The sequence below is a fragment of the Sphingomonas caseinilytica genome, from assembly GCF_023516455.1.
GTDB lineage: Bacteria > Pseudomonadota > Alphaproteobacteria > Sphingomonadales > Sphingomonadaceae > Sphingomicrobium > Sphingomicrobium caseinilyticum.
In genome coordinates, this window is the sequence record NZ_JAMGBA010000001.1 from 666,050 (window position 1) to 678,047 (window position 11,998).

Here is an 11,998-nt window from a genome sequence, read left to right on the forward strand (position 1 = left end):
CTGCCCCTTGCCATCCGCTTCCTGGCGGGAATTCCATCGGACAGGCCTAAACAGGTGAGGTTAAAAAAGGGTGGAAATCGCTAATTTTTCCGAAGGATTATGTAGAGGCTGCCACCACCCCCGTGGCGACGATGCGCTCCCCGGACCGCTGCGATCCGCGACGAATGGCGGGAAGCGGCCAACCAATCGTGAACGGCGGCCCGGATCCGGCCACGCGTCAGGGGCGGATCACCCTTGCGTTCGTGCCCCGTGATCAGCAGCAGAACACGATCGCCGGAAGCAATGGATCGCTCCAATGTCCGGTCAATCGCCTGCCACGCCCAATCGAGCGTATGGCCGTGAAGGTCGAGCACCCGATCAGGATCCAGCCGACCGGTGCGAATTTGACGGTCCCAGCTACCATCAAGTGTCGCTTGCTGGAGGGTCTCGACCCGCTTCGGCTCGCTCGCCGGGGGTCGCGGCGCCGGTATCCGGCCGCGCGGCGCAGCGATGGGCTTCGGGTCAAGTGCCTTCGGCGCCTCGATATCAAGTGGATCGCGCGATAGCGGCCTGATTGTTGCGGTAACTTTTGCCCAAAGCGCCGCTTCGTCAGCGGACAGCTTGCGCACGGGCCGCCACTCCCTTTGGAAGCAGGATCAGCGCCTGGCCTTTCGCGGACATACCGCCTGCGGTTTGCTTGGCGGCCTCGCCAGCGCCCCAGAAAGTGTCGAACCGGTTGGCACCCTTGATCGCGCCGCCGGTGTCTTGGGCCACCCAAAGGCCTGACGCCTCGGACCGGTCGAGAGTGAGGAAAACCGGGGCGCCCAAGGGCACGAACTTCGGATCGGCTGCGACCGATGCGCGGCCGGTAACGGGCAAGGCCAAGGCGCCAAGCGGCCCGGGTCCGGTCAGCTCCTTGAAGAAAATATAGCTCAGATTTTCGCGCATCAGCGATTTTCCGCCGTCGGGCTGCGACCGCATCCACCCCACGATCGCGTCCATGTCCGCACCGCCAGGCGGCAGGATTCCGCGATCCCGAAGCAGTCGTCCGATCGCAACATATTCACGGCCGTTCTGATCGAGGTAGCCGATCCTCATTATTTGCCCATCCGGAAGCAGCAGACGCCCTGAACCCTGGATCTGAAGAAAGAATAGTTCGATCGGGTCGGCAGCCCATCCGATCTCCAGGTTGCGGTCCCCAAGGGCACCGTCCTCGATCTCGGGCCTGGTAAAGTAAAGGACGCAACTATTCGTTTCGTCGATCCGGCCACGGCCTGTCCCGCCATCTGGTCGCGTGCAGCGGATCAGGTCGCTGGGCTTGGTGTAGATCGGAATTTCGTAGCCAGGCTGTTTAGTCCGCGATCCGTGAATTTCAGGCTCGAAATACCCCGTGGCAAACGCCTCCCCGCTACCGACCCGGACCCAATCGAAACGATCGCGGAAAAATGCGACGGCGTCGGAAACGGTCGAGGCCTCACTGCACAACGATTGCCAATCCGACGGCGAGACCAGACCGCTAGCATCTTGTCTGCGAACCAGTGCCGGGCAGCTCAACCGGAACGCCGCGAGGGCGCGGTTCGCCTCCGTTGGATTGAGAGCGGCCGGTCCCGCAACGGTTACCCCGGCCTCGCGCGCGGTTGCGGGAGGCGGAGGAGCCGGCGGCGTCGGAGGTGTTGGAGTAGGAGTTGGCGCCGGAGCCGGTGGAGGCGGTGCAGGCGGCTCGGGCTGCCGCGTCGCGCAGGCAGCAATGAACAGCGCCAGGCTAAGCGCGAGACCGCGTACGAACGGCCTCACTCTTCCTCGTCAGTCTCGACTAGAATCCAGTTGGGATCGCGCGAGCTGATATCGCGGCGGAATGTCCAGCGATCGCGGGTCTGGACCGCGTCAGACATGGAGCCCGCGACGACTTCGCCGGCGGCATTCTTCGTGATCGCGGCGATGTCAGCTTCGAATCGGACGGTAACGAGCGCGATGCTGCGATCGACCTCGGCACCCGCGATCACCGCTTGATCGATCCCGATCAGGCGGTTGTCCAGCGCCAGGCCATCTTTCGTGCGCTGCTCGACGGCACCCGCGAAGGTTTCCAGGACATGTCCGTCGACGTAAGGCCGCATCGCCTCGACATCGCCCTTCCAGAAAGCCTCCAGGATCATTCGATAGGCAGCCTTTGACCCTTCCAGGAAGCGGCCGACATCGAAGCTAGGGTCGGCGGCCAGGAGAGCTCGGACACCCGGCCCGGCAGTCGGCAAATAGGCAAGTTCATCCGGCTCGGCCAATGCGACACCTGCTGGATTGCTGGCCTGCGCACGCGGAGTGAGGCGGGCATCGGCCTCGGGATCGGCAGGCTTCAGAATGGGCTGCTCATGTCCAGTTCGTTCGCCAAGGACGCTATACAGCCGGAGGCCGATGAACAGCGCAACGAGCGCGAGGATGATGATTGCAGTCAACGATGATTCCGATTCAGCGCAAAAGTAATTTGGCCCAACATAATGCCGATAACGCCTTTATTCAAAGTGCGCTCCGTTAGGCCCGTCGGCATTGCACCGCAACAGCGCGGCTGCTAGTCGCACGCCCAAAGCGGAGCATGGCCCAACCGGCTACCCTCCAACATGTCAACCTACCTGATTTTCTCAAGGATTTTCCATGGCCGACCAGGACTCGATCGTTCCCACCCCCGAAGGCAATGGAGAGGCCCAGGCCGTCGGCCCGCAGGCCGTGACGATTGCCCAGTACATCAAGGATTTTTCGGCCGAGAGCCCGTCGTCGCCGCAGGTTTTCCAGTGGCAGACCCAACCGAGCCTGGACGTCCAGTTCGGAATTCACGGCAACAAGGTCGCCGACGACATCCAGGAAGTCATCTTGAAGATCGAGCTGACCGCCAAGTCGGACAGCGGCACCCATTTCATCATCGACCTCAGCTATGCCGGCCTCTTTGCGTTCCGCAATTTCCCGGAAGGCGCGATGCCGCCGTTCCTGCTGGTCGAAGCGCCGCGCCTGTTGTTCCCGTTCGCGCGGCAGATCGTCGCTGAAACCGTTCAGAACCTGGGCTTCCCGCCGGTGCTGCTCGATCCGATCGATTTCGCAGCCGCTTACATGGCTCAGGCAGAGGCAACACAGCAGGCCCAGGATCAGGTGGCTGGCCAGCCCGGTGGCGACGGCGAGCCGCCGGTCGGCCACGCTTAAAGCGGCCGCCGCCAGGTGAATCTCTATCGGGCGATCGGCTCGATCGGCGGGCTGACCATGGTCAGCCGCGTTCTCGGCTTTGCGCGAGACATGATCGGGTCACGGGTCTTGGGCGCGAGCCACGCCAACGACGCCTTCAACCTGGCGTTCCTGCTGCCCAACATCTTCCGTCGGCTGTTCGCCGAAGGTGCTTTTTCCTCGGGCTTCGTGCCGCTGTTCAGCCGCCGGCTGGCAGCGGGCGGACACGAGGACGCGCAGGCATTTTCGAACGAGATCCTCGCCGTCTTCATGCCGGCGCTGCTGCTGGTCACCGTCGTCTTTGAAATTTTCATGCCCGGCGTCTTGCTCCTGGTCGTGCCTGAATATGGCAATGTCCCGGGCAAGTTGGAGCTTGCGGTTGAGCTCACCCGCTGGACCTTTCCATATTTGCTGTTCATCAGCCTGGTCGCGCTGCTCTCTGGTGTCCTGAATTCGCTGACCCGCTTCGCGGTCGCCGCCTTCGCACCTGCACTCCTCAACCTCGCGCTGATCATCGCGCTACTGGTCTCTCCGCCCGACACGGTCGAAACGGTGCGCTTCATGGCGATTGCCGTTCTCCTCGGCGGGATTGCCCAGTTCCTGTTGTGCTGGGTCGCAGTTCGGAAGGCCGGGGTGCACCTGCATTTCGGCCGGCCAAGGCTGACCCCCGCGGTTCGCGAATTGGTCGTCCTGATCCTGCCGGCGACGGCGGCCGCGGGCGTCTACCAGATCAGCCAGCTCTTCTACGCCTATTTCTCGGCGAGGCTCGGCGAAGGCGCGCTGACAAAGCTCAGCTACGCCGACCGCCTCAACCAGCTTCCGCTCTCGATCATCGGGACGGCGCTCGGAGTCGCGATCTTGCCGGCAATCAGCCAAGCCATCGCCAAGGGCGAAGATTCGGAAGCGGCCGACGTTCAAGCCCGTGCCTTCGACCTTTCGATGCTTCTGACCCTGCCCGCGACCCTTGCTTTGATGGTGGCGGCAGGTCCGATCATCGGCGCGCTCTATCAGGGCGGCCAATATACCGTTGAAGCAGCCCGCGTGACTGGCAATATCCTCGCGATCCTGGTGACCGGCCTGCCGGCCTATGTGTTGGTGAAAGTGCTGACCCCCAACTTCTACGCCCGCAAGGACGTCAAGACGCCGGTCCGGATTGCGATGGGTGTGCTCGGCGCCGGCATCGTCGCCAATTTCATCCTCATTCCGTACATGGGGATCTACAGCCTCGCGACCGTCACTTCGGCCAGCGCCTGGGTGAACTTCGGGCTGCTGTTCATCATCCTGCACTCACGCGGCCAGTTCAGAATGCCGGCCTGGCTGGTTGCGCGGCTCGGCAAGCAGTTGCTGGCGGCAGTTGCAATGGCCGCATCGCTTTACGCCGTGAAGATCGCGGCTGGCGGCCTGTTCTTCGGCGGCGTGCTTGAGCGGATCATTGGCCTCGGCGCGCTCGTCGGCGTCGGCGCTGTCGTTTATTTTGCGGTCGCCTGGATGATCGGGGGAATGGATCGGCAGGCGATTGCCGCGCTGCGCCGCCGCGCGAAGACAGAAGAGCTCCCCGAATGACCAGCGAGAAATCCATGCGCGTCGTTTCCGGCATCCAGCCGACCGGAGATTTGCACCTCGGCAATCTGCTTGGCGCGATCTTGCGCTGGGTAAGGATGCAGGATGAGGCCGAGTGCCTCTTCTTCCTGGCCGATCTTCACTCGCTGTCCGACTTCATCGATCCGAAAGTCCGCCGCAACAGCGTTCGGGAAATGGCGGCAGCACTGATCGCCAGCGGGATCGACCCCAATAAGTCGACCCTATTCGCGCAAAGCGCGGTCCCGGCTCATTCGGAGCTTTGCTGGATCCTCAACGGTGTCGCCCGGATGGGCTGGCTGAACCGCATGACGCAGTGGAAGGACAAGGCCGGCAAGAATCGCGAAGGCTCGTCCGTCGCTCTATTCGATTATCCGGTGCTGCAGGCCGCCGACATCCTGCTTTACCAGGCAACCCATGTACCCGTGGGTGAAGACCAGAAGCAGCATATCGAGCTGACCCGCGACATCGCGCTAAAGTTCAACTCCGACTACGACGTCGAACTGTTCGTTCCGCCCGAGCCGTTCATCGGCGGCGGCACCGCTGCCCGGGTGATGAGCCTTCGCGACGGATCGATGAAGATGTCGAAGTCGGATCCTTCCGAGCAGAGCCGGATTCATCTGACCGACGACAATGATGTGATCGCGCTGAAGATCCGCAAGGCCAAGACCGATCCCGACCCGCTACCCGAGGATCCCGCGCTGCTGGAAAGCCGGCCCGAGGCTCGAAATCTGGTCGGTATCTATGGTGCCATGGTCGGGGAGACGGACGAACAGGTGCTGCAACGCTTTGCAGGTCAAGGCTTCGGCGCGTTCAAGCCGGCCTTGGCGGACGCGGCGATCGCCCTGCTCGAGCCGCTCCGCAACCGCCTGGTCGAGCTGCGCCAGGATAAGGCAGCGCTCGACGCGATCCTCGCTGCCGGTGCGAACAAGGCCGCCAGCCTGGCCCAGCCTACGCTCGACGCGGCTTACCGCGCGGTCGGCTTAAAGGACTGAACAGCCACTGAAATTGCGCGAGTCGTAAAGTCGACGCCGGTGCTTCATCGCTTATTCAGAACGTTTTATGGTATAAGTCCCTATTGAAACGGTGCCCGCTCCACATGAAAATGGGGTCGTCACTTTTGATGGGTGTCACAATGCGTATCAACAAGCTCGCCGCAACGGTTCTGCTGGGCATGTCCGCGCTAGGCCTATCGGCATGTGCGACGGGACTCACGACTCAGGTTTCGCGTTTCCAGGCACTGCCTTCCCCGGAAGGGCAAAGCTTCGCCATCGTCCCAATGAACCCCGCCGACCAGGGCGGCCTCGAATTTTCCGGCTATGCCGAGCAGGTCGCACAGCATTTGCAGGCCGTTGGCTATGCACGCGCTCCGTCAGTCGACCGCGCAACCTTGGTCGTCCAACTCGGCTATGGCGTCAGCGATCCGCAGACCGAAATCGTAAGCTATCCTTCCTACGGCTATGGATATGGCTACGGCCTAGGCTATCCCTACTATTGGGGACGCCGGGCATATTATTGGGGTTGGAACGACCCCTTCTGGTACGGTGGCGGCTACGGCGATATCCGCACCTACACCTACTATGTGACGGAGTTGGATCTCGATATCCGCCGCAGGATCGACAATGTCGCGCTGTTCGAGGGCAAGGCCAAGGCGCGCTCGCGCACCGACACACCCAGCAAGGTCGTGCCGAGCCTGGTCGAGGCGATGTTCACCGGTTTCCCAGGCAACAGCGGCGAGACGGTGAAGATAACCATCCCGCCCGAAGGCAAGCAGCAGGCCAGCTACTGATCGCCTGAACATTTGTGAAATGGCCCGCCAGGCATCTTGCCTCGGCGGGCTTTTTCATGGGCGGAAAATTGAGAGGGCCCGCCCAGCTTCCCGGACGGGCCCCCGACCAGTTGGGGACTGGACCTTTACCCAAAGAGCCGAGAACGACCCCTACCCCCCAGATCAGCCCTCCAGCTGGCGTGTCAGCAGCCGGATATCTGCGTCGAGCTCCGAGTCCGCGGCACGCAACCGCTCGATCTGCTTGACGGCGTGGATGACGGTCGTGTGGTCGCGACCGCCAAAGCGGCGACCGATGTCAGGGAGCGACTTCGGAGTCAGTTGTTTCGACAAATACATGGCGACCTGGCGCGGCCTTGCCACTTCGCGAGCGCGACGGGCCGACGTCATCTCGGCCTTGCGGATCCGATAATGCTCCGCGACCTGCGTCTGGATTTCGTCGATCGAAATCCGCCGCTGGTTGGCGCGAAGCACGTTGGCGAGCACTTCCTCGACGAACGCGACATCGATCGCGCGGCCGGTCATCATCGCATAGGCCGCGATCCGGTTGAGCGCGCCTTCCAGCTCACGGATCGAGCTGGTGATGCGCCGAGCCAGGAATTCGACCACGCCGCGCGGCATTTCGACGCCCGGCAGCACCGCCAGCTTGGCATCGATGATGTTGAGCCGAAGTTCATAGTCCGCCGGGTTGATGTCGGCGACAAGGCCCCAGCTGAGGCGCGACAGGATTCGCGGCGCAATTCCGTCGAGGTCCTGCGGTGCCCGGTCGGACGTGATCACCAGCCGCCGTCCGGCGGTGATGATCTCGTTCATCGTGTGGAAGAATTCTTCCTGCGTCGAATCCTTGCCGGCGATGAACTGGACATCGTCAATCAGCAGCAGGTCGGCGGAACGCAGCCGGCTCTTGAAGCCGATCGTGTCATTTTCCTTCAGTGCCCGGATGAACTCGACCATGAACTTTTCGGCCGACATCGAGACGACACGGGCATTTGGCCGGCGCTCCATGAACGACTGGCCGATGGCGTGCAGCAGGTGCGTCTTTCCGCGCCCGGTTCCGCCATGAATGAACAGCGGATTGAACGAAACAGAGTCGGCGGTCGCCAGCGTTCGTGCAGCAGTTGCCGCCACTTCATTGGCCTTGCCCACAACGAAGGTCTCGAACCGGTAGCGCTTGTCGAAATTGGGCGCCGACGGATCGCGTACGGCTTCGGCCGGTGCCGCCGCCGGAATTTCCTCGAGGATCAGGAGCGGCGCGGGCCGCGGTCCATCTGGCGCAGCGACGATCTTGACGTCCTGGACGATCGGCAGCGACGTTCGCCACGCAAGACGCAGCCGGTCTCCGAAATGGCTCTCTACCCAGTCGGCCATGAACTGGCTGGGCATGAAAATCTCTAGTTCGCCGGAATCACCGTCGAACGCCCCAAGCTCCGCTGGCTTCAGCCAACCGTCGAACGTGCGAGCGCCGCAATCACGGCGAAGGCCGAGGCGAATGGAATCCCAAGCGGCTTCAAGGGGTGCTGCAACGGTACCGGCGTCAGTCACACACAAATTTTCCCGACTGCCCTGCACTGGCGCGCGCCTCCCTGACTCTGACTTTGCCCAAGACACGAGGTACCGATGACAGCGACCCGAGTCGCGTCACCAATATCCCCTTCAGTCTCTAGCCCCCCGGTGCGGATTCGCCGCCGGAAAGTGTTTTTTGAGGGCCTCGCGCGTTCGATTCAAGCATTCAATTTTCACGGATGTGAAATAAATTGGCTTGACAGAGGGCGGTGGTGAAAAGCGGCTGAAAACCGCCAAAATAGGCGCTATCGCCTCGGCAACCAATCAACGATCGGGTGCGAATCGCGGGAATTCCTAGACTTTTTTCAGTCACCGAAATGAAACGGGCCGCCGGTAATCCCGACGGCCCGTTTCGAACTCAGGGTAAATGCGGAGTTAACCGAGCGCGGCTACCCGCTTGGTGAGGCGCGAGAACTTCCGCGAAGCGGTGTTTTTATGCATCACGCCACGCGCGACTCCGCGAGCCATCTCCGGCTGAGCCTTCTTCAGCGCGGCAACGGCATCGTCCTTCTTGCCGGCGGCAAGGGCGGATTCGACCGCCTTGATGAAGGTGCGGATGCGGCTGACGCGGGCGCCGTTGATCGCCGCACGATTGGCGTTGCGGCGGATGCGCTTCTTAGCTTGCGGCGTGTTCGCCATCGATCGACCTCTAAAATTCTTGTGTTTTCAACGAAAAAGCGGCGCGAAACCCGTGGGTCGCACCGGCGTGGCGCTCCCCTAGCGAAGGAGGCGATTCGCGTCAACCACCGTGCACTAGCGCTGGCACGTAGCGCAGAAGAAGGTCGAACGCCCACCCTGCACGATGCGCTTCACCTTGCCTTGGCAATTGCGACACGTTTCGCCTTCCCGATCGTAGACATCGAACTGCTTCGAGAAATAGCCCAGTTCGCCATCCGGCGCCGCAAAATCCTTGAGGCTGGATCCGCCGGCCTCGATCGCTTCTTCCAGAACTTGCGGGATCGCAATGGCCAGCGCGTCGAGCTTTGCCTTGCTGACCTTATCTGCCGGTTTTCGAGGGTCGATCCGCGCGCGATACAGCGCTTCACAGGCGTAGATATTGCCGAGGCCAGCGACGACGCGCTGATCGAGCAACAGCAATTTTACCGCCGCCGTCCGCCCAGCAAATTCATACCTTAGCCATTTGCCATCAATCGCACCGTCCAGCGGTTCCGGACCCAACGCCTTGAATGCAGGCCATTCTTCCAGTTCATCCGTTTGCACCAGGTCGACCGATCCAAACCGCCGCGGATCGCGCAGATGCAGCGTCCGGCCTTCGTCGGTCTCCAGAAGCAAATGGTCATGCTTGCCGATATCGTTGGGATCGACCCGCCACGCCCCCGACATGCCGAGGTGAAAGATCATCGTGTCCCCACGATTTGTGTGGACGAGTCCATATTTGGCACGCCTGCCCAGATCAGTGACCGTTGCCCCCGTAAGGCGCTGCCCAAGGTCTGGTGGAAACGCGCGGCGCAGATCGGCCCGGCGCGCCTCGACGCGCCGAATCTGGCGTCCTTTCAACACTCGGCTCAATCCTCTGACGGTCGTTTCGACTTCGGGTAATTCCGGCATTGGGTTCCTTTGGCCAAACTGGGGCGTTTCCCGCCCCTGATCTCCCTGCTAGGGCGCGCTCATGGATAAGGTCAATTTCGGCGACGAACTGGTCACGCGCGAGGAAAAGACGCGGCGCGTCGGCGGCGTCTTTTCGTCCGTCGCCAGCAATTACGACCTCATGAACGACCTCATGTCCGGGGGCATGCATCGCCTTTGGAAGAACCGCTTCGTCGCCAAGGTGAAGCCGCGCCATGGCGAAGCCATTTTGGATATGGCCGGCGGCACGGGCGACATTGCATTCCGAATGGCCGACCGGGGCGCACGGGTCACCGTCAGCGACATCAATCCGGACATGCTGGCCGTGGGCATGGAGCGAGCCAAGGCGCGCAATATCCAGGGCCTTACCTGGCAAGTCGAGAATGCAGAGAAGCTGAGCTTCGACGACGCTATCTTCGACGCCTACACAATCGCTTTCGGCATCCGGAACGTCACCGACATCCCCGCCGCCCTTCGCGAAGCACACCGCGTGCTGAAACGCGGCGGGCGCTTCTACTGCCTCGAGTTCTCGACCAGCGAATGGCCCGGCTTCGGGGAGCTTTACGACCGCTATTCCGAACATCTGATCCCGAAGATCGGCAAGGCCGTAGCAAAAGACGAAGACAGCTATCGCTATCTGGTCGAATCCATCCGCCGGTTTCCCAGGATGGACGCCTTCCGCGCAATGATCGGTGAAGCCGGATTCAAGTCGACCAGCGTCGAGCCCATCCTCGGCGGACTCGTCGCAATTCATGGCGGCTGGAAAATTTGACAACCGCGGTAGTCCACCTTTGGCGCCTCCTGAAATGGGGCCGGACCTTGGCGCGCCATGGCGCGCTCCACGGTATTGAGCGCGATCCGCTGACGCCACCGAATGTGCGCCGGATGTGCCGCATTGCGCGCTTCGGGGCGAGCATTCCGGAGACCCCCGACTATGCCGACGCACTGCAGGAAATTGGACCGGCTGCGATAAAATTGGGTCAGGCGCTGGCTACTCGTCCCGACCTTGTTGGGCCGGAGGCGGCCGCCAACCTTTTGCAGCTTCAGGATTCGCTCCCTCCATCCCCCTTCCGCGAGGTCAGGGCGGCGATCGAAAAGGCGCTCGAGGCACCACTCGAATCCCTATTCAGCGAGTTTGACGAAGAGCCGGTCGGTGCGGCCTCGGTGGCCCAGGTCCATCGCGCCATCACGACCGAGGGTCGCGAAGTGGCAGTCAAGGTCCTCCGCCCGGGTATCGAGGACGAATTCGCGAAAGCGATCGAGACATATGAGTGGGCGGCTGCTCATGTGGAACTGCTCGGCGGCGAGGCGGAACGGCTTCGGCCCCGGATGGTCATCGCCTATTTCAAACAATGGGTGAGGCGCGAACTCGATCTTCAGCGCGAAGCGGCTTCCGCTTCGGAGCTCAAGGACAATATGGTCGCGGAGCCGAACTTTCATGTCCCCGACATCGATTGGCAGCGAACCGCCCGGCGCGTGCTCACCTTGGAATGGCTGGACGGGATCAAGCTATCGAAGCGCGATGAACTGATTGCGGCGGGTCATGATCCGAAACAGCTCGCCGCTACGCTGGTGCGGGCCTTCCTTCGGCAAGCGGTGGTCGACGGTTACTTCCATGCCGATTTGCACCAGGGAAATCTGTTTGCCCTAAAAGATGGGCGGGTTGCCGCCGTCGACTTCGGCATCATGGGGCGTATCGACCGCCAGGCTCGACTTTGGCTGGCGGAGATTCTCTACGGCCTCATTACCGGAAATTACGATCGCGTCGCGGAGATCCACTTCGAAGCGCAATATGTCCCGCCGCATCACGATGTCGCGGAGTTCGCGACGGCCTTGCGCGCGGTGGGCGAGCCGATCCGCGGTCTTCCGGTAAAAGACATCAGCATCGGCCGAATGCTGGAGGGCCTGTTCGCCATCACGCGCGATTTCGACATGCCCGTCCAACCCCATCTGCTGCTGCTGCAGAAGACGATGGTGATGGAGGAAGGCGTCGCCACCGCGCTCGATCCCGACATCAACATGTGGGAGACGGCGGAACCGTTCCTGCGTGACTGGATCCGTACGGAACTCGGGCCGGAGGCTTATTACGCCGATCGGATCATCGATACCGTCAGAGCCCTGAAGCTGATCCCGCAAATCCTCCGCAAGATCGACGCCAGCTACCCTGATCCGGGTGCAGCGCCGCCGCCCCCGCCCTTGGCAGATGTCGCCGTGATTGAGCGCAAAGGCTGGCTGACCCCGCTGCTCATTGCCTTAGGATCGGCTGCGACTGCGGCCGCCCTGACCTATTGGGTTGTGGGATAG

12 protein-coding genes are annotated in these 11,998 nt (G+C 62.1%); 6 read left to right on the plus strand and 6 right to left on the minus strand.

Features of this window, described 5'->3' with window-relative positions:
* Nucleotides 1-80: 80 nt before the first annotated feature.
* Genes LZ496_RS03345 through LZ496_RS03355 form a run of 3 tightly spaced genes read right to left on the minus strand, consistent with a single transcriptional unit; the run spans nucleotide 81 to nucleotide 2,426 of the window.
* Entirely contained in the window at nucleotides 81-608 is a 528-nt protein-coding gene (locus LZ496_RS03345; RefSeq protein ID WP_249903168.1) for a Smr/MutS family protein, read from the minus strand.
* Nucleotides 589-1,773, minus strand: a complete 1,185-nt coding sequence (gene mltA / locus LZ496_RS03350; protein WP_249903169.1) for a murein transglycosylase A — start codon at nucleotides 1,771-1,773, stop codon at nucleotides 589-591. The genes LZ496_RS03345 and mltA overlap by 20 nt, the downstream gene beginning before the upstream one ends.
* On the minus strand, nucleotides 1,770-2,426 hold the full coding sequence (locus LZ496_RS03355) for a Tim44/TimA family putative adaptor protein (protein WP_249903170.1): 657 nt from the start codon (nucleotides 2,424-2,426) through the stop codon (nucleotides 1,770-1,772). Before LZ496_RS03355 ends, mltA begins: the two co-directional genes overlap by 4 nt.
* Before the next feature lie 196 nt (nucleotides 2,427-2,622).
* On the opposite strand from LZ496_RS03355, the gene secB reads away from it, so the two are divergent.
* From secB to LZ496_RS03375, 4 genes are all read left to right on the plus strand, one after another.
* Nucleotides 2,623-3,162 (plus strand): protein-export chaperone SecB, encoded by a 540-nt coding sequence (gene secB, locus LZ496_RS03360; protein ID WP_249903171.1) that lies wholly within the window; start codon nucleotides 2,623-2,625, stop codon nucleotides 3,160-3,162.
* Between the two features lie 15 nt (nucleotides 3,163-3,177).
* Nucleotides 3,178-4,743 (plus strand): murein biosynthesis integral membrane protein MurJ, encoded by a 1,566-nt coding sequence (gene murJ / locus LZ496_RS03365; protein WP_249903172.1) that lies wholly within the window; start codon nucleotides 3,178-3,180, stop codon nucleotides 4,741-4,743.
* Between the two features lie 14 nt (nucleotides 4,744-4,757).
* Nucleotides 4,758-5,753: a tryptophan--tRNA ligase gene (trpS, locus tag LZ496_RS03370; protein ID WP_249903853.1), complete on the plus strand. Its 996-nt coding sequence runs from the start codon at nucleotides 4,758-4,760 to the stop codon at nucleotides 5,751-5,753.
* A 140-nt stretch (nucleotides 5,754-5,893) separates the two neighbouring features.
* Nucleotides 5,894-6,547 (plus strand): DUF4136 domain-containing protein, encoded by a 654-nt coding sequence (locus LZ496_RS03375; protein ID WP_249903173.1) that lies wholly within the window; start codon nucleotides 5,894-5,896, stop codon nucleotides 6,545-6,547.
* A gap of 162 nt (nucleotides 6,548-6,709) precedes the next feature.
* On the opposite strand, the gene dnaA is transcribed toward LZ496_RS03375, so the two are convergent.
* From dnaA to mutM, 3 genes are all read right to left on the minus strand, one after another.
* The gene (gene dnaA / locus LZ496_RS03380) at nucleotides 6,710-8,086 is read right to left on the minus strand and encodes a chromosomal replication initiator protein DnaA (RefSeq protein WP_249903174.1); all 1,377 of its coding nucleotides are present in this window, start codon (nucleotides 8,084-8,086) and stop codon (nucleotides 6,710-6,712) included.
* A 396-nt stretch (nucleotides 8,087-8,482) separates the two neighbouring features.
* Entirely contained in the window at nucleotides 8,483-8,746 is a 264-nt protein-coding gene (gene rpsT, locus LZ496_RS03385) for a 30S ribosomal protein S20 (RefSeq protein WP_249903175.1), read from the minus strand.
* Nucleotides 8,747-8,860: 114 nt separating this feature from the next.
* Nucleotides 8,861-9,676 (minus strand): bifunctional DNA-formamidopyrimidine glycosylase/DNA-(apurinic or apyrimidinic site) lyase, encoded by an 816-nt coding sequence (mutM, locus tag LZ496_RS03390; RefSeq protein ID WP_249903176.1) that lies wholly within the window; start codon nucleotides 9,674-9,676, stop codon nucleotides 8,861-8,863.
* Nucleotides 9,677-9,737: 61 nt separating this feature from the next.
* Here mutM and LZ496_RS03395 point away from each other — a divergent pair, with 61 nt between their 5' ends.
* Nucleotides 9,738-10,466, plus strand: coding sequence for a class I SAM-dependent methyltransferase (locus LZ496_RS03395; RefSeq protein ID WP_249903177.1), 729 nt, complete (start codon nucleotides 9,738-9,740; stop codon nucleotides 10,464-10,466).
* The gene (gene ubiB, locus LZ496_RS03400) at nucleotides 10,463-11,998 is read left to right on the plus strand and encodes a 2-polyprenylphenol 6-hydroxylase (RefSeq protein WP_249903178.1); all 1,536 of its coding nucleotides are present in this window, start codon (nucleotides 10,463-10,465) and stop codon (nucleotides 11,996-11,998) included. The genes LZ496_RS03395 and ubiB overlap by 4 nt, the downstream gene beginning before the upstream one ends.